Below are 20,114 nucleotides of genomic sequence, written 5' to 3'. Positions count from 1 at the left end.
CTTCGTTGTCGAGAGGTCACTGGGAGAGGATCAGATTGATCTGGTCGTTGGTCTGACCGAGGCTGCCGACGGAGCGACCGCTGCCGTACACGCCCTGCATCGCGGGGTGCATGAGCGCGTACACGTCCGCCGCGTAGTTGGTGATCGGGTAGGTGAAGGTGCTGAAGTCCTTCGTGTCGGCGACCGGCCGGGTGAACGCGCTGACGTCGATGCCCTTCTTCTTGTACGCGGCCACCGCGGCCTTCGTGCCGTCGGGCGTGGCGGGGAAGACGATGCCGTAGCCGCCGACGATCTTCTGGCAGGCGTCGGAGGACAGGTACTTCACCCACTTCTCGGCGCCCCGCTTGTTGTGGGCCTGCTTGGTGATGGAGTCGGCGAGGCCGTTCATCATGGTGGCCCGCTTGCCGGTCGGACCGACCGGTGTGAAGGCGGTGCCGACCTTGATGCCCTGCATCGCGGCGTACGTGGAGATCATCCAGGCGCCGTCGAAGGCGGTCGCCGCCTTGCCCGCGGCCACTTGCGCGTTGGCCGGATTGGCGCCGGCACTGAAGTCCGTGAGCGGGGCCAGGTACCCCTTGTCCGCGAGGCCGAAGTACCACTTGATCACGGACTGGAAGGTCTTGCTGCCGTACTGGTACTCGGTGCCCCACCGCTTCTTGTCGGTGTACTTCCAGCCCGCGGATGCGGCGAAGTTGCTCCACTGGGTCTGGCCGTCGCCGTCTCCGCCCCCGCCGGTCGCGAGGCCGTACACCTTGACGTGGTGCTTGTCGAAGCCGGGTTCGTCGCCGCGCTTGCCGTGGACGTCGACCGTGAGGTGGGCGATGGCCTTCTCGAAGCTGCCGCCGTCCTTCGGGTTCCACGACAGCGAGTTCAGCTGCTCCGGGGTGATCCCCGCCGACCGCGTCATCTTCCGGTTGTAGAAGAAGGCGACCGTGTCCCAGTCCTTGGGGGCGCCGTACCGATGGCCGTCCTCGCCGATCCAGTTGTCGGCGAGGCCCGCCTGGTAGTCGGCGGGGTCGATGTTCAGGTCGTCCAGCGGCTGGAGGACCTTGAGGTCGGCGAACTGGCCGAACTTCTGGACGTGGTCGGTGAAGACGTCCGGCTGGGTCCCCGCGATGAAGCTCGCGGTCAGCTTGGTCCAGTAGTCGCCCCAGCCCATCTGGCTGATCTTCACGTTCAGTCCGGGGTTCTCCTTCTCGAACCCCTTCGCGCAGGCCTGGTAGGCGGGCAGCTGGTTGGCGTCCCACAGCCAGTACGTCACCGTGTTCGCGCCCCCTCCCGCACCGGCGTTCTTCGCGCACCCGGTGGCGAGGGACAAGGCCAGCACTCCGGTCAGCGCGATCGCACTTCGCATCCCAACTCGCACACCTGTCCCCTTACTTGATGCCGGTGAAGCTGATGGTGCTGACGATGCGGCGCGCGAAGAACCCGAAGAGCGCGAGCATCGGCAGCGCGGCGATCAGGGTCGCGGCCATCAGGCCGGACCAGTCGTAACCCGTCTGCGGGGTCTGCGCCCGGAAGATGGCGAGCGCCACCGTCAGCACGCGCGAACTGTCGCTGTAGGACACCATCAGCGGCCAGAAGTAGTCGTTCCACGAGGTGATGTACGTCAGCACGCCGAGGGTGAGGATGGGCGTGGACGCCATCGGCAGGAGCACCCGGAAGAAGATCCGGACCTTGCCCGCCCCGTCCAGCAGGGCGGCCTCCTCCACCTCGCTCGGGACGTTCATGAAGAACTGGCGCAGGAAGAACACCGCGAACGGGGTCATGAACAACGTCGGCAGAGCGATGCCCAACAGCGTGTCCACCAGGTGGAGTTGCTTGATGAGCACGAAGTTCGGCAGCAGCGTGAAGATCGCGGGCACCATCAGCCCGGCGAGGAACACGGCGAAAACCTTGTCCCGGCCGCGCCACTTCAGCCGCGCGAAGGCGTAGGCGGCCATCGCCGAGAAGAAGATCTGGCAGACGGTGATCAGGGTCGAGACGATCACGGAGTTGAGCAGATAGCGCCAGAACTTCAGTCCGCCGCCCGCTCCGCCCTGGGCGATCGCCTCCTGGGCCGACTGCAGGCCCAGGGCCCGCTCGAAGCCGCCGGTGGTGAGGTCCACCGGGAGGGGGTCGCCGGGATGCGCGGCGAGCGCGGTGTTCGTGGACAGTGCGGTGCGCAGGATCCAGTAGAACGGCAGCAGGGTGATGAGCAGGATCAGGGCCATCACCGCCCAGGCGGCGATCCGGCCGAGGGACGTCCGGCGCCTGGTGGGCCGTAGGGGCGTCGCGGTTGCCACGGCAGCCATGTCGGTCACGTCCTTCCGTCAGCCGAGATCGCTCTGGCCGGCCCGGGTGAGCCGGTACTGCACGAACGTGATCGCGCTCAGCACGACCAGGAGAGCCACCGACATGGCCGAGGCGTAGCCGAACTGGAAGCGGCCGAACGCGGCACCGTAGATGTAGTACTGGAGCACGTTGGTGGCGTTCGCAGGGCCGCCCGCGGTGGTCACGGCGACCGTGTCGAAGACCTGGAACGAACCGATCACCGTCATGATCAGCACGACCGCGAGCACCGGCCGCAGCAGCGGCAGGGTGATCCGCCAGAACATCCGCCACTCGCTCGCGCCGTCCACCCGCGCCGCCTCGTACATGTCCGCGGGAATCGCCATGAGGCCCGCGAACAGCAACAGCGCGGTGTAGCCGACGTGCCGCCACACGTTGATCAGGGCGATCGTGGGTATCGCCCAGTGCTCGTCGGCGAGGAACGGGATGTGGTCGAAACCGAGCGCTCCGATGATCTGGTTGCCGATGCCGAGCTGAGTGTCGAGGATCCACAGCCACACGACGCCCGCGACGACGTTGGACATCAGATACGGCGTCAGCACGATCCCGCGCAGCACCGCCGACTGCGTCAGCCGCTGCATGAGCACGGCGATGGCCAGCGCCAGCACCGTCTGGACGCCGATGTTGATGACCACGTACACGACGGTGACCCGCAACGAGCTCCAGAAGATGGGGTCGTGGGCCATCCGCACGTAGTTGTCCAGGCCCACCCACTCGGCCGGGGTGAGCAGGTTGAAGCGGGTGAAGCTCAGATAGATGCCCCGCATCGTCGGCCAGAGCAGGAAGACGGTGAAGCCCAGCAGCGCCGGGGCGATGAACACCGCGGCCAGCCGACCGTCCCCCCTGCCTCCGCCATCCTTGACCCGTCCCGTCCTGTGCTTGCTCGCGGCCCTGTCGGCGTTGCCCCGCGGCAGACGCGACGGAGGGCTGCTGGAGGCGATGGTCATCGAGAGACTCCCTCGTCCGCGGCGGCTCATCCTCGGCCACTTACTTTTGTGGCGAAATAATCGAGCCGTCAAGACTCGTGCAGCGTTCGCTTGTTCGAACCTCTTGAGCCTCAGAGTGGATCCATTGGTTTTGTGGCAAAAAAAATCATGTGGGAGTCTGACTCCATGACCACAGGTGCGGCCAGCTGGCTTCCGCTGAGCCCCGGAGAGCGTTCGGTGGCGATCGAGGTGCTCGTCAACGGCCCGTTGTCACGTACCGAACTGGCCCGCCGGCTCGCTCTGTCCGCGGGCAGTCTCACCCGGCTGACGAAGCCGCTGATCGAGTCCGGTCTGCTGATCGAGGTCGCCGAGGCCGGCACCGCGGCGGAGGTCCGCCAAGGCCGCCCCTCACAACCCCTCGACGTCGTCGCCGAGTCCCGCTCCTTCATCGGCTTCAAGATCACCGAGGACATGGTCTACGGCGTCATCACCACGCTGCGCAGCGACATCATCGACCGCTACGACCGGCCGCTGACCGGTCTCGCCCCCGCCCAAGTCGCCGACCTGCTAGCCGAGATGACGACCCGGCTGGCCCGCGCCCACCCCCGCCTCGCCGGTATCGGCATCGGCGTCGGCGGCCTGGTCGGAGAGCGGTCCGTGGTGCGGGAGTCCCCCTTCCTGAAGTGGCGGGACGTCCCGCTCGCCGAGCTGGTCGAGGAGCGCACCGGTCTGCCGGTGGTCGTCGAGAACGACGTCGCCGCCCTCGTCGAGTCCGAGACCTGGTTCGGGGCCGGCCGGGGCCTGGACCGCTTCGTCGTCCTGACCATCGGCGCCGGAATCGGCTACGGCCTGGTCCTGGGCGGCAAACGGGTCCCGCCCGCCGAGGAGGACCGCGGGTTCGGCCGCCACTGGATCATCGATCCCCACGGCCCGCTCACCCCCGACGGTGCGCGCGGCAGCGCGGAGTCACTGCTCACGATCCCCAACATCCGCTTCCAGATCCGCGCCGCCACCGGCCGCGACCGGAGCTACGAGGAGATCCTCGCCCTCGCCGACGCCGGTGAACCCATGCCGGCCCGTGTCATCAAGGAGGCCGCTCGCGCCCTCGGCATCCTGGTCTCCCACATCGCCAACTTCGCGATGCCGCAGAAGATCCTGCTCGCCGGCGAAGGGGTCGGCCTGATGGATGTGGCCGGGGACACGGTACGGGCGACCGTCCGCGCTCATCGGCATCCCATGGCGACCCCGGTCGTCCTGGAGACCAAGGTCTCCGACTTCCACGACTGGGCGCGCGGCGCCGCGGTCCTGGCGATCCAGATCCTGGTACTCGGCTCACCGGAATCGTGACGCTTCCCTCGGTTCCGCGTTTGCTCCTTTTCATGGCCCGCTGCATGCCATCGTTACGATCCGGACCACGGGCCCACCGGACCAGGGGACTACGGGACCACGAGACCACGAGACCACCGGACCACGGGACTAGTGAGAGGACCTGCGAGATTGCCCATGCACGACGACCAAGTGGACGTGACCACCGACATCGTTGCGACCTTGATCCGGGAACAGTTCCCTCAGTGGAGCGACCACGCGATCCACCTCCTGTCGTCGACCGGAACCGTCAACGCCATCTTTCGTATCGGGGACGGCCTCTCCGCGCGATTCCCGCTGCGTCTGACGGATCCGGCGGAGGCACTGGCAGTTCTGGAACGGGAAGCGCGGGCGAGTGCGGAGCTGGCGCAGGTGTCCCGGTTCCCCGTTCCGGAACCCGTCGCCCTTGGAAAGCCGGGGCCGGGCTGTCCCATGCCGTGGTCGATCCAGACCTGGCTCCCGGGAATCGTCGCCTTCGACGCCGACCCGAGCGGGTCGGACGCTTTCGCCGAGGACCTTGCGGCCTTCATCGCAGCCCTGCGGGGCGCCGAGACGCGCGGCCGGCGTTTCAGCGGCCAGAATCGCGGCGGCGTTCTCACTGACCACGACGACTGGATGGCGAAGTGCTTCGAGGAGAGCGAGGGGCTCCTCGACGTGCCCCGGCTGCGCCAGGTGTGGAGCCGTCTAAGGGAGTTGCCACGCACGGCCGCCGACGTGATGAGCCATGGTGACCTGATTCCCGGCAACGTACTGGTCATGGGAGACCGGCTCAGCGGGGTACTCGACACGGGCGGCTTCGGCCCGGCCGACCCCGCGCTGGACCTGGTCAGTGGCTGGCACCTGTTGCAGTCGGGCCCACGTGCGGTGCTCCGTCGAGCACTCGCCTGCGACGATCTGGAGTGGGAACGCGGCAAGGCGTGGGCCTTCGAACAGGCGATGGGTCTTGTCTGGTACTACGTCGAGAGCAACCCGACGATGAGCAGCCTGGGACGCCGGACACTCGAGCGCATTCTGGAGTCCACGCCATAACGCGGGCTCGATCGTGGGCCGCGTCCGGGACGGCGCCTCCAAGGGCACGGCGATCGGTTGATCGCGCGGCGCGACGAGGATTCCCAAAATGTGGCCATGGAGCCCAGGACGGACGCAGCCGTGGAGAACGAAGTGCCGTTGTCCGGCGGGCGCATCACCCCTGGCATGGTCAGGGTCGGCAGCACCGTCCGTCGGCCGGTCAGCCGCTCTCGGTAGCGCCCTGCGCCATGATCCGGGCGATGACCGTCTGTCGCGCCCGCTCGCGTGCGGAGGCCAGGCGCCGGTCGAGGATGAGCAGGGGGACGAACCACAGGAAGCCCCAGAACGTGATGCCCTGCACCACATCGAGCGTCCGCAGCATGAAGTTGGTGACGAAGGCCAGGCCCGCGGCCACGACGTAAGCCCCTGAACGATTACGGGCCACAAACCTCAGCGGTGCGTACGCCCTGCCCGACAGCTCCTCCAGTGTCGCAGCGAGGATCGCCGCCCGCTGTTCTTCGGCGATTCCGGCAGCCCGCAGCCAGGAGTCGGCAACGGTCGCGTCGACGCCCACCCCAGCGTCGCCATGCCCCCTCTGCGCCGTCAGAGCACGATCCAGGTCCCCACTCTGCTGCTCCAGCTGCGCCCTGCGCGCCCGACCGTCCACGACCGCCAGCCGGAAGTCCTCCAGATAGCCACGCCGATGCCACGCAAGGACCTCCCGGATGTGCTCGTCCTGCGGCGATCCCGCGGCCAACTCCTCAAGCCGCGCCACCAGCTCCGGCGCACGCCGGGCTCTTCGCGGATACTCCCACTCATCGGCACGCAGACACAGTTCGGCATACGCGGCGAGCAGATCAACGTCGTCGGGCGCGAGCTCAAGGCCCCGCAGAAACGCCTTCTCCGCCTCCGCATCATGATCGTCCTCATCCTCGGCCATGTGCCCAAGACCTAGCCACAGGTACACCACCGGGTCGGGCCCGTCCACGGCCAGCGCATCCGCGGCGAGACCGCGTATCTCCCGATATCCCTCGACCACGAACAACTCTTCAACGGTTTCCCGATTCACCACAGCTCCTCACAACCACACCGCCCATTTCGGCGACTTGCACGCAAAACACTCCACGACCGCCCCGCAGCAGGAGCCGACGCCAACACAGACCGATCCCCAGAGTCGACTTCAGAACCCGTTCTTCACCGTTCCGTTCACCTCATCGTGGCCGACGCGGGCCCGATTGAAGCGGGCGGTCACCGAACCACAGTGCCACCGCAGGCGCCATCGGGAATTGTGCCCCACCAGCGGCGACAAGCGGTTCTCGGCCGGCTGAGGGAGAGACGTACGCGGACCTCAGCGATGCGTGCCTGCCGGTCGCGCCGTTCTCACGCCCCCCTGACCAAGAGCACGTAACTGGCCGGGAATTGAGCACTCCCTACCGCTCACTTCCCCGGATCGGCAACGGCCTCCTGGGCATCGTACCGACGGTTTGTCTCATCGATCCGCCCCCGATGCCACTCGGCCCACACACGCAGCGCGGAAAGCGGCTCCTCCAGGGAGCGGAACTGCGCCCCCATGGCATCGGCGTGTTCGCGTCCCACCCCGGCCTGCTCGGCCTCGGCATCGCCCGGGAGCACCTGCCTCGCCACCCCACCGGCGGCCCGCGGACCGAACACGTCGGCGAGTGGCTCAGCGCGAGCAGGGCCGATTCATCCCGCCCGAGCAGGCCGTGCAGGCCGTCCCGCACCCGGCCCGAGGCAAAGCCGACGCGAGGTCGGGGGGCCACTGCCTCACCCCCGACACGATCCCCCTCGGTCCGCCCGACGTTCAACCCGAGGCGGAGGCACTTCCTGGTGAGGGCGCCGAGGCCGCAAGAGCCGTTCGGATCAGAGTCTGGTGCCCAACAGCCAGACCGTGTGCGCGAGATAGCCGCCGACGAAGAGCCCTCCCTCGAGTCGGCCGAGCCTTCGGTGGCTCCAGAAGGCGGGCACGCAGACCCCGACGGAGGATCAGGCACACATTCCGTGAGGACGATCAAGGTGCGGGGTCGTCCCACTTCCACCCTGTCTGGGGGAACTCTTCGAGGAAGGCTGTCAGGGAGGACGCCTGGTGGATGGCGGATGACCAGTCTTGTGCGGATACGTCGAGCAGGACCAGAGGCGGCGGGTCATGTCGGAAGTCGTAGGTGAGCATCTCGCGACTTCCGTCGCCACCGATGACGAGGCTTCCAGGGAATCGCTCCTGGAACTCGCCGGCCTCGTTGACCTCGACGAGCTCCGCAGCCTCATTGATCATCAGGTAGTCGTCGGCCGGGAGGACGAACTGACTCATGCTGCCCTGTGTGGCCAGGAAGTGCCGGTAGTCCGGGGGAAACTGGATTCCGAAGTGCTGCTCAGCCTGCCTGATCGGGCTGATCGGGTCCTCGTTCGAGCTCATGACGCTGTTCTATCAAGGCAGCGTCCTGCCGAGCAGAACGCCCCTGAGCGGCGGTGAGGAGTACCCGCTTGCGGAGGAGGGGAAGTTATGCCCGGCCGAACATTTGCCTCTTGATCATTTTGATGTGGTTGACGCGGCCTTCGACGGGGCCGGAGTTCCAGCGCGTGGTCAGGCCCTGGAGCACGGCGTCCCAGCCCTTCTCCAGGCCGTGCGCGAAGGCATGGAGTGAGGGGAGATCCTTGGCCTGGGCGGCGATGACCCAGTCCTTGAGATGCTGGCCAGAGCGGGTGGTGAGGATCTCGGTGAAGGACCGGACAAGCTGTTCAGCCGCGGCGAGCTCGGGGCAGCGGCCGAGAATGCCGGCTAACTGCTCCCGATCCTCGTCCCGCAGCCGGTCGGGGTGCCGCATCATCCAGCCGGTTACCTGACGGACGCCCGGCGATGCCGGGCCGACGACACGGACACGCTGTCGGCGACGGGGCCGCAGATAGTCACTGATGATCTGGTAACTGCCCCGATAGCCGAGCTCTTTCAGCTCGGCGTACAGATGAATGGCATTGGTGTGGCCCTCGGCCCAGCGCCGGTCCAGATGCGGCTTGAAGGGATCGAGCTGGCTCGGGCGGGGCTGGTGACGACCGTTGAGCATCTGCTCGGGTATTTCGGCGCGCGCCGCCCGGCGGACGGTATTGCCGCCCATGTGTAGTTCCCGGGCGATCTCCCGGATGCCGTGTCCTTGGTCGAGCAGGGAATGGACGACCGCGTGGCGTTTTCGCAGTCGTGCCTCGATGGGCGACATCTCCTTCGTCGTGTTGTCCTGCCCGGCGAAGGAGATGTGCACGGTGCTGTTCGCGTCGGCGTCGGGCGGTTTGAGGCAGGCGTTGTGTCGGCGGACGCAGCGTTCCACCGCGGTGCCGAGGTTTTGCAACAAGTGGAAGGGGTCTGCGACCTGGACCGCGAGGGGTGCTCCGGTGCGGGCCCCGTCGGCGTAGGACCCGGCCCGGTCCCGGCAGATGCACTCAGGGCCCGGATGGGCCCGCAGCCAGGCGGCCAGCGTCTCGGCGTCCCGTCCGGGCAACAGGTCCAGGGGCTGACCGGTCTCGCAGTCGATGATGACGGTGCCGTAGTGCTGCCCTCGGCGGGTGGCGAAGTCATCCACGCCCAGCACCTTCGGCACGGTCCAGGCCGGGTCGGGCATGGCCATCACCAACCTCAGTAGTGTCATGCGGCTTACGACGCTGTGGAGGGATTTCGTGAAGCGAGCCCCGGAACGTCCGGCGAGAGCGACAGCCACGGCTTCTAGCACCCGGCGGAAGGCTGGAGTCTGCCTGCCGTACCGCACGGTGAGTCCCTCGACCTGCTCGGCGAACGTGCGGCGCTGACAAGCGGCGTTCTCGCAGTACAACCGCCGGACGGACAGGTCGATCCGTACCGACTGATCGCCCACAGGGCCGTCGGCCAGATGCCGCTCATAGGTGCTGTGCACCCGCTCGGAGGGCATTGCGCAGTCGGGACATCTCACGACGACATCCCGGGTTCTGGCCACCACATGAACCGCATCCTCCGTCGGGATGACGGCGTCCACCTGCACGGTGCCGAGATACGGGAACAGCACGCTGACGAGCTCGTCACACCGCACCACGGTCCCAGATGTTGCTGCGTCACCGTCCTGAAGCTCCGCTGATCGTCCTCACGGAATGTGTGCCTGATCCCGACGGACACCACCATGACGACCAGATCGAGAGCGAGCACGTCGCCGAGTGCCTCCACGGTTCCCGGCGCCACCAGCACGGTGGGACCGAGGAGAGGCCGCGTTCCCCACGGCCGCCGAAGGAGCGGCGCACCGAGCGTCGGGACCACCGGATGGGCGGCGAAGTCCTGCCCCTGCCGCTTGCCACAGCCGGCCCGGGCCGCACCGCGCCCCGGTCACCGCCCGGCCGCTCCCGCGTCCATGGACCGCGCCGCATAGACCGTCGCCGTCATCTCCGCGCTCACCGGCCCCGTACCCAGAGCTTCCGTCATCGCCCGGGTGACGGCGGCTCGGATGGTCGCCGCGTCCGGGCGAGCGGCGAGCGCGGCGCTCACCGGTGTGCCGGTGAGGAATCCGGTGGCCACGGAGGCCGCCGACTCCGCCACGCCCTCCAGCGTCACCTCCTCGGCGGTGTCCAGGACGAGTCCCGCCGCCGCGAGGTCCTCGGCCACCACGGCCGGGTCGGAGTAGCCGTGCGGCACGTCGGGCAGAAAGGTCGGCGCGCCCTCGGGCATCGCGGCTTCCAGGGCGCTCTGGAAGGCGGCGTCGAATCCGTGCGAGGCCAGCGGTCCCCAACTGCTGAACAAGAAGCGCCCCTCCGGAGCGAGGACTCTGCGCACTTCCGCGTAGGCACCGGGCCTGTCCGGGAAGAACATGACTCCGAACTGGGACAGGACGAGGTCGAACGAGGCGTCCTGGCACGGCAGTTCCTGCGCGTCCGCCTGCCGCCAGTGCGCACGGGACTCCCGGGCCGACCCGCGGGTGACCATCGCCTCGTTGAGGTCGGTCGCCAGGACGTCGGCGTCGGCGGCCGCGTCGAGCACCGCGCTGGTGAGGGCCCCGGTGCCCGCGGCGAGTTCGAGGACGCGGCGCGGGCGCAAGGCCGCCGCCCGGGCCGCAAGGTCCACCGCGAAGGGCCGGAACAGCACCGGCACGAGGTGACGCTCGTAGGCATCAGGCATGGACCGGGTCCACCGCCGGTTCGTATCGTCTCCGCTCACACTTGCGACGGTACTCGCGCCTCCGGCACTCGGCAGCCCCAGCCGGCCGCAGGTCGCGTCGGCCGGTTCGAGCCGCTCCTCTCGGGCTCAAGCCGTCTCGGCTCGGCTCGTTTCAGGCGCGGGCGGCCACGTCGTGTCCCGTGACCGCGCGGGCATAGGCGTGCAGCGCGGCGATCACTTCGGCGCGCGAGCGGCGGCCGGCGAGGACTTCCATCTGATAGCCGTCCTCCATCGCGACGAAGCTGGCCGCGAGCAGACGCGGCGGGTCCTGCAACGCGAAGTGGCCCTGGGCCTGCCCCAGGACCAGGATCCCCGAGTAGACGGCGATCTGGCGTTCGGTCAGTGCGCTGTCGAGGGCGGCGGCCTTGGCGTCGCGCAGGCAGCGTGGCCAGTACTCGAAGAGCAGCCGGGTCAGTGTGTCGTCGGGGCCGCTGGCCACCCCTTTGTCGATGCAGGCTTCGAGCTGGTCCCGGGCGTCCTCGAAGCGGCTCGCGGCCCGTTCGCGTTCCTGGCTGTAGCGCTCGATGGCCTGCTGATAGGCCGCGTGGACCAGTGCGTCCAGGTCGCCGTAGTAGAGCACCGCGGCAGGCGTGACCCCGGCCTCCGCCGCGACATCGCGCAGCCGCAGTCCCTCAAGACCGCGCGCCACCAGCGCGCGCTCCACCGCCTCGCCCAGCTCGGCCCGGCGAGCTTCCTTGCTACTGCCCTTCCTGGCGGCCACGTGCATCCCTTCGCCGTTCTGTTCCATCGAGATTTAACAGTAGCCCGACAGCTATTGACCGCGCGACCACCCATGTCTTAAATCTGCGTTTAACAAAACTGCGGCCCACGGAGGCACCATGCCCAACCCGATCGACGCCGAGGCCGGACCGGGGTCGGCGCCCGCCCCGCCGGACAAGGGACTGCGTGGAGGCTCGGTGGGGCTGCTCGCCTCCGTCACGCTCGGTCTCTCCTGCGTCGCCCCGGCCTACAGCATCGCCGTCACGCTCGGCTTCGTGACCCTGACCGTCGGGAATCTCGCGCCGGCCGCCCTGTTGCTGGGCTTCGTGCCGATCCTGCTCACCGCGTTCGCCTTCCGTGAGCTGAACCGCGAGATGCCCGACTGCGGCACCACCTTCGTGTGGACCACGCGCGCGTTCGGCCCGCTGACCGGCTGGCTCACCGGCGGCTGGGTGGTGCAGATCGCCACGCTCATCGCGATGACGGCCCTCTCCCAGGTCGGCGCCGGCTACCTGCTCCAGCTGCTCGGCCTGCACTCCCTCGCCGACCGCAGCCTCGCCGTGACGATCACCGCGGTGGCTCTGCTGGCGACGGTGACGGCGATCGCCTACCGGGGCCTGCACCTCGCGGCGTCCGTCCAGTACGTCCTGCTGGGACTGCAGCTGACCGCCCTGCTCGGCTTCGGAGCCGCCGCCTTCGCCCGCCACGGCGCCGTCACCCCCTCCCTGACCTGGCTCGATCCCTTCGCCTTCGACGGGATCGGCCCCTTCGCCGAGGCGGTCATGCTCTGCCTGTTCATCTACTGGGGCTGGGACGCACTGATCACCGCGAACGAGGAGACCCGCGACGGAGAACGTGTCGCCGGACAAGCCGCCGTCATCTCCACCCTCGCCCTGCTCGGGACCTACCTGTTCACCGCCTTCGCCGCGATCAGCTTCGCCGGAACCGGCACCGGCGGCACCGGCCTCAACAACCCCGACAACGCCGCCGACATCCTGTCCACCCTCGCCCCACCGGTCCTCGGCCCGGCCCTGGCCAAGGTGATGCAGCTGGCCGTCTGCGTCTCAGCGGTCTCCGCCCTGCTCACCAGCCTCGTCGGCTCCTCCCGCGGCACCCTGTCCATGGCCGCCCACGGCGCCCTGCCCGCAACCTTCGCCCGTATCCATCCCCGGCACCGCACCCCCGGCTTCGGCACCCTGTTCATCGGCGCGACGGCCGCCGGCCTGCTCGTCCTGCTCACCCTCGTCTCCACCGACTTCCTCGGCGACGCCGTCCTGTGCATCGGCCTGCTGATCGCCTGCTACTACGGCACCACCGCCCTCGCCTGCGTCTGGTACTTCCGGGGACGGCTGCGCGACTCGCTCCGCGACCTGCTGCTGCGCGGCGTCCTGCCCCTGCTCGGCGGGCTGATGATGCTGGCCGCCTTCGCCCGCAGCGCCCACGACATGTACGACCCGGCCTACGGCAGCACCTCCTTCCACGGCATCGGCGGAGTCTTCCTCCTCGGCGCCGGCTCCCTCGCCACCGGAACCCTGGCCCTGGCCGCCGCCCGCACCCGCTATCACCGCTTCTTCCGTCACGGCCGCTCCACGGTCACCGAACTCACCGTCACCGAGGACTGACACACCCATGCGCACACTCGCCATCGCCGCGATCCAGACCACCCCCGTCGCCCACGACCTCGAGGCGACCTGGCAACGCTTCGCCGACCAGGTCCGCAGCACGCGCGACCTGTTCCCCCATGTCCAACTCGTCGTCGTACCCGAGCTGTTGCTGGCCGCCGAGGGCGCCCTGCTCCAGCCGGCTCCCGAGGACTGGATGGAACGGACCGCCGTCGCGATCCCGGGCCCGCTCACCGACCGGATCTGCGCCCTGGCCGTGGAGACCGGACTGTGGCTGGTCCCCGGAAGCATCTACGAGCGGGCGGAGGACGGGCACATCTACAACACGGCCCTGGCCGTCTCCCCGGAGGGCGAGATCGCCGCCCGCCACCGCAAGGTCTTCCCGTGGCAGCCGTACGAGAAGACCTCCCCGGGCGGCGAGTTCACCGTCTTCGACATCCCCGGCGCAGGCCGGGTGGGCCTGGCCATCTGCTACGACGGCTCCTTCCCGGAGACAGTGCGCCAGTTGGCCTGGCTGGGCGCGGAGGTCGTCCTCCAGCCCACTCTCACGCCTACCCGCGACCGGGAGATGGAACTGGTCTGCGCCCGCGCCAACGCCTGGACCAACCAGGTCTACGTCGTCAACGTCAACGCCGCCGACCCGGCCGGCGTCGGCCAGAGCACCGTCGTCGACCCCGAGGGCCTCGTGCGTCAACAGGCAGGCCCCGGCGAGGAGATCCTCGTCGACGTCCTCGACCTCGACGCCGTCAGCCGAGTACGCGCCTACGGCTCCACCGGCCTCAACCGGCCCTGGGCCCAGCTCGCCCGCTACGGCGGGTCGGTGCAGCTCCCGGCGTACGGCGGCGGGGGGTTCCGCAGACCCGACTGGATCAAGGACGAACCCCACGCCGGACTTCAGCCGTAGGCGCGAGCCGTCACCTCTTCCTCACACGGTCATCGGCGCCCCCGTGCCGGGGGCTGAGCCGCGGGAACCGGACTTTCAGCGCTCCTGGCACCGCCGGTCGGGCCGGCCACCGCCCCGGAACCGGCCGTGACCGGGTCGGGGACCGGGTCCAGGCCCGCTCCCAGGTGTTCGGCGCTGATCGCGGCCAGGCGCTGGGCCTTGACCGCCGCCAGCTCGACGTCCGGCACATCGGGGTAGGGGCGCGGGTAGGAACGGCCGATGCCGAACCGGTAGGCGAGGACGTCGGCGAACGCCGCGGCGACCCGCATCTCACCGTTCGGGTTGGGGTGGACCCCGTCGTAGGTGTGCCGGTCGGCGAAGAACTCCACTGCCGTGTCGGCCACTTCGATGGGCGACACATGGGTGCGCAGTTCGGCGGCAACCGCGCGGATCCGGTTGTTGCACTGCTGCACACGTTTGTCGAAGTCGTGTTCCACGTTGGCCCGGTGGGTGTCCAGGATGGTGCCCAGGATCAGGTGCACCCAGCGGTTGCCGGCGCGGGCGTTGGCGATGAACTCGCGCAGGTTCGCCTCGAACTCGTCGGGTGTGGTGGGGTGCCAGGCAAGGTCGTTGATACCCAGCAGGACGAGGACGAAGTCGGGCTGATGGTCAGTCACCCACTCCCGTACGAGGTCCTTGGCCACCATGTAAGGCTGTCCCCACTGGGCGGCGTGGTCGCGGTCGAACGCGGTGTCGGCGTACCCCTGCTGGGGTGTGCCGAGCCGTTTGCTCCGGGCGTCGGCGAGGTCCTTCTTCGGGCCGACGAGATCGACTTTCACCCCGCTGGCGTCCATGTGCTGCCAGAACCGGTAGCGCCAGGTCCAGTCGCCGCTGGTGCCGTGGCTGATGGAGTCGCCGACGATCATCAGGGAGATGTCCCAGTCGGCGGGGTTGTCGAAGTCCTTGGCGGGCATGCGGAGTTCCTTTCCTCGGACCGTTGTGCGCCGTGCAGGAGGGGCTACGGGGTTGCGGTGTCGTCCGTGACGCGCGGCCGCTTCACGGGGCTGAGCGGCCGGATGCCCCGGCGCCGCGGGGCGCGGGCCCGGCCGTGGCGCCGGTCCTGTGCGACCTGGCGTCGGGAGTCGTACGGTGCCGCGCCGGCCGGGGCCGGTCCGGCATCGGCCGGCGCGGGCGCGGGCGCGTGCCAGCCGCTGCCGGGGGTGAACGATCGAAGGACCCGGGCCGGCACGCCCCCGATCACACAGTGGTCGGGGAAGACGCCGCGTACGACGGAACCGCCCGCCACGGTGACGTTGCGCCCGAGCCGGGATCCCGGCAGCACGATCGATCCGGTGCCCAGCCAGCAGCCGTCACCGATGACCACCGGCGCGTTGACGGGCCACTGGCGGCCGACGGGTACGTCCGGTTCCGCGTACGTGTGGTTCTGATCGGTGATGTACACGTACGGGGCGACGAACACGTCGTCGCCGATGGTCACGGACTCGTGCACCACGACATGGCTGCCGCGGCCGATCGAGGTGCGGGCACCGATCCGCAGCCGTACGTCAGGGCCGAGGTCCTGCTCCGGCGCGTAGCCGACACTCAAGGTGACCAACTCGCCGATGAGCGCCTGCTCACCGATGGCGATCTTGTCCTCGCCGTAGACGCAGCCCGGCGGGAAGGCGAGCAGCGCCCCCGACCCGAAGGAGGCGAAGCGGTAGGGGTTCGGGGTGTGCGGGCCGATGGCGCCGTGCCGCTGGGCCCATCTCCAGCCGCGGTGGAACAACCACGCGGACGTGGGGATCACGAGCCTCCGTCGGATGTCCATGCCTACGAGCCTGCAATGCGCGTCCTACCTGCGCAAACGCACCCTACGGAGCGTGACGGACCATTCCGGACATCGACGCCGTCGTCCTGCACGCCGGAGCCGCACGGGTGCCGGGCAAGTTCCGGGAATGCCCGGCGGCGGCCGTGGTGAAAAGGAGCGGGGCCGGCTCCGCTCATCAGACCCAGAAATCGGTCATCTAGGCTGGCACGGTGACTGAGGAGCAGGAGCAGGTGCAGCCGTCGGGAGTGTGGGCCACGGCGGTAGGTGTGGCCCGGGTACGGGCGCTGGAGACCGCACGGGAGAACGCGCTGTTCCACGATCCGCTGGCACAGGCCTTCGCCGCCGCCGGCGGCTTGTGGCCCTCCTCGTCCCCGCTGCCCGATGACGAGGCCGCGCGACGCCGTCGGCTGGCCGTGGCATTCTCCATCGTCATCCGGACGAAGTTCCTCGACGACCTGTTGCGGGAGGCCTCCGCCTCCGGGGTCCGGCAGGTCGTGCTGCTCGGCGCCGGGATGGACAGCCGGGCCTTCCGGATGGACTGGCCCGAGGGCACCCGCCTGTTCGAGGTCGACACCGCCGTCCCGCTGGACTTCAAGGCGTCGGTCCTGCGCCAGGAGCAGGCCGTCGCGCGCTGCGAGCGGAGCACCGTCGCGGTGGATCTGCGGGACGACTGGCCGGCCGCGCTGGCCGCCGCAGGGCACGATCCGGCGGCGCCGACCGTGTGGATCGCCGAGGGACTGCTGATCTATCTGCCCGAGGACGCGGTGGAGTTGCTGCTGGCCCGGATCAGCGCGCAGTCGGCGGCAGGCAGTCGGCTGGGGCTGACGTTGGGCTCGCGCGGCGTGATCGAGCGCTTCGGCGCCGACGCGGCGCCGGGATCGGCGGCGTCCATGTGGGTCTCGGAGATGCCCGACGACCCGGTGGGCTGGCTGGCCGGGCACGGCTGGGAGGCCGACAGTCGCACCCTGCGTGAGTGCGCTGCCGCCTACGGCCGCCCGATCAACACCCCGCCGCAGCGCGAGGAGCGGCCCGGCGGACTGATCTCGGCAGTCCGCCGGTAGAGCCCTGTCGCCCGTCCCGTTCAGTCGGCCAGGGTGTCGTTCCGTGTTGCCGCACGTGCTTCGGTGAGGGCTTGCCGCCTGAGGTTGCCGCCGAACAACTGCATCGTGGCGGCGGCCAGTACGTCGTCCCTGCTGATGGTCCGGCTGTCCCCGTCGCGGGTGGACAGGGCGTGGATGTCATCCGGCAGGGCCGGAGGTGAGGCTGGTTCGCCCGGTATCACCAGGCTGACCGCCCCGAAGCGCTTGACCCCGCCCTCACGAACGACCGTGGTCGCGTCCCGGGCGAGTCCGGCCATGAACACGCTCGCTATGCCGTCCAGGTCGCGGACCAGCGCCGGGACGGCCCTTGCCCCCTGACTGCGCAGCAACTGCTTGACCCCGGCCTCGAACCGGTGGGCGCCGACCACCGCGCTCGGTCTGCGTGACCTGCTGCGTCTGCGGCGCGGTACGACGACTCCCTGAGCGTCGTACCGCACACCGGTCAGGCCATGGAACGTCGGGCTGTGCTCGTACCACTTGTCCCCCACCTCGAGTTCGACGTTCCGGTCGATGGCCGAGACAAGATCTCTGGGCATCAGCTTCTTCCTGGCTTCCTCCTCCGCCGCTCTCCTCGCGCCGCCGATGATCTCCGTGATCACGGTCCGCGTCACCACCGCGGCGGCCAAGGCGGCCGACCGTGAGACGTGCATCGGGGTCACTTCCCGGAACACCGCTGTGACGAGGCCCGGCTTGAACGGCGAGACGCCCATGTCCGAGACGGTCTCGGTGCCGCGGCGCCCAGAACGGGCGGGGCGTGTGGTCATAGGAAGGAACGCTCCCAGCTGTCGAAGTTGCCGCCGATCTGCGCTGGATGACGCAGACCCGCGCTCTGCCTCACCCATCCTCCGTCCCGGCAGCACCTGGTCAAGGTCAGGGAACGGACGCTCACCTCCTGACGCCCGGGCTCACGCCGAGCGTCATCTCCCTCACGCCGTGGTGCCGTTGCACGTGCGCGGGACACTCGCGGCTGTTCACGCTCAGCCCTCCACGCTCCCCTCACTCGGTGATGGCCGCCGCCTGCCACGCACCGGGGCGCACACCGGTCGTCGGCAGGGCAGGGCCCCACCGGACCCATCGGATCCGCCCACGGAAACATGCCGTGGCGTCCGTTCCGCCGGAGGGGATAGGTCTGTGAGGTTGTGGGTAGAGGTCTCGTGCCGTACGAATGATCTCGCTCGGCGCTCACACCCCCGCCCCGTTCGGGGCTTCGAAGAAGGACGTATGCATGGCCAGCGGCACGGTGAAGTGGTTCAACTCCGAAAAGGGCTTCGGGTTCATCGCCCAGGACGGCGGTCCCGACGTCTTTGCCCACTACAGCGCGATCAGCGGCTCCGGGTACCGCGAACTCGTCGAAGGTGAGACCGTCACCTTCGACGTGACCCAGGGACCGAAGGGCCCGCAGGCCGACAACATCATCCGCGGCTGACCATACGCGCCCCGGCGAAAGGGTGGCCTCGGCCCGACGGCCGTCGCCACCCTTTTCCCTGTCCTGATCGGCCCGCCTCACCGCACGCCTTCGTACGGGCGCTGGCCATCACGCGTGCGTCTGTGCCACGGTGGACGGACATGAGACCGAGTCGGTCCGGCCATGTGCCGGCTCTTTGGGTCGCGGACGTTGCCCCCAACCCGGGCATCCGCCACCCGCCTTAGTCGTCGACCCCGCACCCGAGGGGTCGTCTCGTCTTCGGGCTCAACGACCCCCGGAAGGGGGACGACCACCATGCACATCACCACAGAACTCCACGGCGACCGTGCCACCCTCACGCCGCACGGCGACATCGACGCGGACCACGTCGACCAGCTCCGCGCCTCGGTCACCGCTCTCCCCGACGCCGTGACTTCCCTGGTGTGGGACCTGCGGGACGCACCGTTCCTCGACATCCCCGGGCTGCACCTGTTCGAACCGGCCACCGACCCGGTCCGCACCACCGTCGTCAACCTGCAGCCCCAGCCCCTGCGCCTGCTGCGACTGGCCCACGAACTCTTCCCGGATTCGGGCTGGGAGCGGCACCTCAACGACCCCGGTACGGCCGAAGCCGCGTAGCACCGGACCGGCCGCACCCGAGGAGATGCGGTCTGTGAGGGTTGCACGGACGGACGGATCAGTTCCGTAACCGTCCGGCGCACCTTTGATCACACCCTCGCGCCCACACCCGACACAGGCTCCGTCCAGGGAAAGATGGGCACGCCACCCATCTCATGGTCCGGGCGTTGCTTCTCCACGGGCCCGGCACTTCAAGGATCCACTGTGTCCCACCTCCGGACGGCGCTCGTCGTCCTGGCCCTGTCGGGGCTGACGCTCACCGCGTGCGGTTCAGGCTCACCCACCCCCACCCCCACACCCGCCAGGACCGGCCGCCAGATCGTCCTCGACCGGCTCGACGCGGCGGACCGGGCACCGTACTCGGCCGCACTCGACGCCGTCACACAGTCAGGAACGAGGCGGCTCCAGCACATGACCGGCCGGATCAACCTCAACGCGCCGCTGACCGGACGGACGAAGGACAAGACCGAGCAGTACACCGAGGACGTCGTCATGACCCGCCGGCATGTGTACCGGCGGGCCACCGGCACCCACGGCACATGGCAGACGTTCGCCGCCTCGACGGCCAAGGGCGGCATCCCGACCGACCGGCTTCCGCAGTACGCACGCCTCGTGCTCGACCACGGCGGCGCGGTCCACCGGAACGCCGAACCCCTCCGCGTGTCAGGCCGCTTGACGCCGAAGGACGTGGAAAAGGTCGACAGGACGAGCGGACGCAACCTGCGCCCCGCCACGTCCATCGACGCGGACGTCTGGCTCGACAAGCAGGGTCGGATCGTCGAGGTCCGCCAGACCATTCACTTCGCGTCCCGTTCGCCCATCCGCAACACGCTCACGCTCACGGACTTCCAGAAGCCCATGGCGGTCAGGTCTCCCGCCGCGAACTGAAGGGGCGACTCCCGGATGACGCGAGCAGGGCCTCCGGTGTCAGGCGTCGGTGGGTTGTGTCCCCGGAGCCGGGTCGGTAAGAGGTCGCCGCGGTGCCGACGCCGGCGGAGATCACTGAGCAGCCCCGTCGTCTGACGCGCCGTCTGAAACCCGGCGGTGGTGCGGAGGCCGTCCGTCGGCCGCCGGCCCACGCCGCCGCAGGTCGATCGGCCGGGTTCCT

Annotated in this window: 19 protein-coding genes; 8 read left to right on the top strand and 11 right to left on the bottom strand. The window is 69.2% G+C overall.

What is annotated here, in order from left to right; all coding sequences use genetic code 11:
* Positions 1–16 precede the first annotated feature (16 nt).
* The 3 genes from J3486_RS05610 to J3486_RS05600 are packed head-to-tail and all read right to left on the bottom strand — an operon-like array spanning position 17 to position 3,278.
* On the bottom strand, positions 17–1,354 hold the full coding sequence (locus J3486_RS05610) for an ABC transporter substrate-binding protein (protein WP_207818790.1): 1,338 nt from the start codon (positions 1,352–1,354) through the stop codon (positions 17–19).
* Positions 1,355–1,376: 22 nt separating this feature from the next.
* The gene (locus J3486_RS05605; RefSeq protein ID WP_207818789.1) at positions 1,377–2,294 is read right to left on the bottom strand and encodes a carbohydrate ABC transporter permease; all 918 of its coding nucleotides are present in this window, start codon (positions 2,292–2,294) and stop codon (positions 1,377–1,379) included.
* Positions 2,295–2,312: 18 nt separating this feature from the next.
* A complete protein-coding gene (locus J3486_RS05600) occupies positions 2,313–3,278 on the bottom strand; it encodes a carbohydrate ABC transporter permease (protein WP_207818788.1) in 966 nt (321 codons plus the stop codon).
* Positions 3,279–3,443: 165 nt separating this feature from the next.
* Between J3486_RS05600 and J3486_RS05595 the strand changes: the two genes are divergently transcribed.
* Both J3486_RS05595 and J3486_RS05590 read left to right on the top strand, forming a co-directional pair.
* On the top strand, positions 3,444–4,604 hold the full coding sequence (locus J3486_RS05595) for an ROK family transcriptional regulator (protein WP_207818787.1): 1,161 nt from the start codon (positions 3,444–3,446) through the stop codon (positions 4,602–4,604).
* Positions 4,605–4,760: 156 nt separating this feature from the next.
* The gene (locus J3486_RS05590) at positions 4,761–5,651 is read left to right on the top strand and encodes an aminoglycoside phosphotransferase family protein (protein WP_207818786.1); all 891 of its coding nucleotides are present in this window, start codon (positions 4,761–4,763) and stop codon (positions 5,649–5,651) included.
* A 199-nt stretch (positions 5,652–5,850) separates the two neighbouring features.
* Here J3486_RS05590 and J3486_RS05585 read toward each other — a convergent pair whose 3' ends face one another.
* The 5 genes from J3486_RS05585 to J3486_RS05565 form a co-directional block, all read right to left on the bottom strand.
* Positions 5,851–6,699 carry a hypothetical protein gene (locus J3486_RS05585; RefSeq protein WP_207818785.1) on the bottom strand — a complete coding sequence of 283 codons (849 nt, stop codon included), beginning with the start codon at positions 6,697–6,699 and terminating at the stop codon, positions 5,851–5,853.
* A gap of 960 nt (positions 6,700–7,659) precedes the next feature.
* Entirely contained in the window at positions 7,660–8,061 is a 402-nt protein-coding gene (locus J3486_RS05580; RefSeq protein WP_207818784.1) for an SMI1/KNR4 family protein, read from the bottom strand.
* Between the two features lie 85 nt (positions 8,062–8,146).
* Positions 8,147–9,673, bottom strand: coding sequence for an ISL3 family transposase (locus J3486_RS05575; protein ID WP_307804697.1), 1,527 nt, complete (start codon positions 9,671–9,673; stop codon positions 8,147–8,149).
* Positions 9,674–9,984: 311 nt separating this feature from the next.
* The gene (locus tag J3486_RS05570) at positions 9,985–10,770 is read right to left on the bottom strand and encodes a class I SAM-dependent methyltransferase (protein ID WP_207818783.1); all 786 of its coding nucleotides are present in this window, start codon (positions 10,768–10,770) and stop codon (positions 9,985–9,987) included.
* 151 nt (positions 10,771–10,921) lie between these two features.
* Positions 10,922–11,557 (bottom strand): TetR/AcrR family transcriptional regulator, encoded by a 636-nt coding sequence (locus tag J3486_RS05565; protein ID WP_229377418.1) that lies wholly within the window; start codon positions 11,555–11,557, stop codon positions 10,922–10,924.
* Between the two features lie 91 nt (positions 11,558–11,648).
* Between J3486_RS05565 and J3486_RS05560 the strand changes: the two genes are divergently transcribed.
* Both J3486_RS05560 and J3486_RS05555 read left to right on the top strand, forming a co-directional pair.
* A complete protein-coding gene (locus tag J3486_RS05560) occupies positions 11,649–13,151 on the top strand; it encodes an APC family permease (RefSeq protein ID WP_207818782.1) in 1,503 nt (500 codons plus the stop codon).
* A gap of 7 nt (positions 13,152–13,158) precedes the next feature.
* On the top strand, positions 13,159–14,055 hold the full coding sequence (locus J3486_RS05555) for a carbon-nitrogen hydrolase family protein (protein WP_207818781.1): 897 nt from the start codon (positions 13,159–13,161) through the stop codon (positions 14,053–14,055).
* Positions 14,056–14,084: 29 nt separating this feature from the next.
* On the opposite strand, the gene J3486_RS05550 is transcribed toward J3486_RS05555, so the two are convergent.
* A complete protein-coding gene (locus J3486_RS05550; protein ID WP_207818780.1) occupies positions 14,085–15,008 on the bottom strand; it encodes a GDSL-type esterase/lipase family protein in 924 nt (307 codons plus the stop codon).
* A 44-nt stretch (positions 15,009–15,052) separates the two neighbouring features.
* Entirely contained in the window at positions 15,053–15,862 is an 810-nt protein-coding gene (locus J3486_RS05545) for an acyltransferase (RefSeq protein WP_207818779.1), read from the bottom strand.
* A 209-nt stretch (positions 15,863–16,071) separates the two neighbouring features.
* On the opposite strand from J3486_RS05545, the gene J3486_RS05540 reads away from it, so the two are divergent.
* Positions 16,072–16,923, top strand: a complete 852-nt coding sequence (locus J3486_RS05540; RefSeq protein WP_307804696.1) for a class I SAM-dependent methyltransferase — start codon at positions 16,072–16,074, stop codon at positions 16,921–16,923.
* Positions 16,924–16,943: 20 nt separating this feature from the next.
* Here J3486_RS05540 and J3486_RS05535 read toward each other — a convergent pair whose 3' ends face one another.
* Positions 16,944–17,726, bottom strand: coding sequence for a hypothetical protein (locus J3486_RS05535; RefSeq protein ID WP_207818778.1), 783 nt, complete (start codon positions 17,724–17,726; stop codon positions 16,944–16,946).
* Positions 17,727–18,187: 461 nt separating this feature from the next.
* Between J3486_RS05535 and J3486_RS05530 the strand changes: the two genes are divergently transcribed.
* The 3 genes from J3486_RS05530 (at position 18,188) to J3486_RS05520 (ending at position 19,894) form a co-directional block, all read left to right on the top strand.
* Entirely contained in the window at positions 18,188–18,388 is a 201-nt protein-coding gene (locus tag J3486_RS05530; RefSeq protein ID WP_207818777.1) for a cold-shock protein, read from the top strand.
* A gap of 294 nt (positions 18,389–18,682) precedes the next feature.
* The gene (locus tag J3486_RS05525) at positions 18,683–19,006 is read left to right on the top strand and encodes an STAS domain-containing protein (protein WP_207818776.1); all 324 of its coding nucleotides are present in this window, start codon (positions 18,683–18,685) and stop codon (positions 19,004–19,006) included.
* Positions 19,007–19,210: 204 nt separating this feature from the next.
* Positions 19,211–19,894 (top strand): hypothetical protein, encoded by a 684-nt coding sequence (locus J3486_RS05520; protein WP_307804695.1) that lies wholly within the window; start codon positions 19,211–19,213, stop codon positions 19,892–19,894.
* Positions 19,895–20,114 lie beyond the last annotated feature (220 nt).

This window comes from Streptomyces sp. VRA16 Mangrove soil, assembly GCF_017377775.1.
Taxonomy (GTDB): domain Bacteria; phylum Actinomycetota; class Actinomycetes; order Streptomycetales; family Streptomycetaceae; genus Streptomyces.
Note: the sequence above shows the minus strand (reverse complement) of the source record. Positions and strands in the feature narration are given on the sequence as shown.

Bases quoted from the DNA above. Each gene is read 5' to 3' on its own strand.
- J3486_RS05610 (WP_207818790.1), bottom strand. From the start codon at position 1,354: ATGCGAAGTGCGATCGCGCTGACCGGAGTGCTGGCCTTGTCCCTCGCC.
- J3486_RS05605 (WP_207818789.1), bottom strand. From the start codon at position 2,294: ATGGCTGCCGTGGCAACCGCGACGCCCCTACGGCCCACCAGGCGCCGG.
- J3486_RS05600 (WP_207818788.1), bottom strand. From the start codon at position 3,278: ATGACCATCGCCTCCAGCAGCCCTCCGTCGCGTCTGCCGCGGGGCAAC.
- J3486_RS05595 (WP_207818787.1), top strand. From the start codon at position 3,444: ATGACCACAGGTGCGGCCAGCTGGCTTCCGCTGAGCCCCGGAGAGCGT.
- J3486_RS05590 (WP_207818786.1), top strand. From the start codon at position 4,761: ATGCACGACGACCAAGTGGACGTGACCACCGACATCGTTGCGACCTTG.
- J3486_RS05580 (WP_207818784.1), bottom strand. From the start codon at position 8,061: ATGAGCTCGAACGAGGACCCGATCAGCCCGATCAGGCAGGCTGAGCAG.
- J3486_RS05570 (WP_207818783.1), bottom strand. From the start codon at position 10,770: ATGCCTGATGCCTACGAGCGTCACCTCGTGCCGGTGCTGTTCCGGCCC.
- J3486_RS05565 (WP_229377418.1), bottom strand. From the start codon at position 11,557: ATGGAACAGAACGGCGAAGGGATGCACGTGGCCGCCAGGAAGGGCAGT.
- J3486_RS05560 (WP_207818782.1), top strand. From the start codon at position 11,649: ATGCCCAACCCGATCGACGCCGAGGCCGGACCGGGGTCGGCGCCCGCC.
- J3486_RS05555 (WP_207818781.1), top strand. From the start codon at position 13,159: ATGCGCACACTCGCCATCGCCGCGATCCAGACCACCCCCGTCGCCCAC.
- J3486_RS05550 (WP_207818780.1), bottom strand. From the start codon at position 15,008: ATGCCCGCCAAGGACTTCGACAACCCCGCCGACTGGGACATCTCCCTG.
- J3486_RS05545 (WP_207818779.1), bottom strand. From the start codon at position 15,862: ATGGACATCCGACGGAGGCTCGTGATCCCCACGTCCGCGTGGTTGTTC.
- J3486_RS05535 (WP_207818778.1), bottom strand. From the start codon at position 17,726: ATGACCACACGCCCCGCCCGTTCTGGGCGCCGCGGCACCGAGACCGTC.
- J3486_RS05530 (WP_207818777.1), top strand. From the start codon at position 18,188: ATGGCCAGCGGCACGGTGAAGTGGTTCAACTCCGAAAAGGGCTTCGGG.
- J3486_RS05525 (WP_207818776.1), top strand. From the start codon at position 18,683: ATGCACATCACCACAGAACTCCACGGCGACCGTGCCACCCTCACGCCG.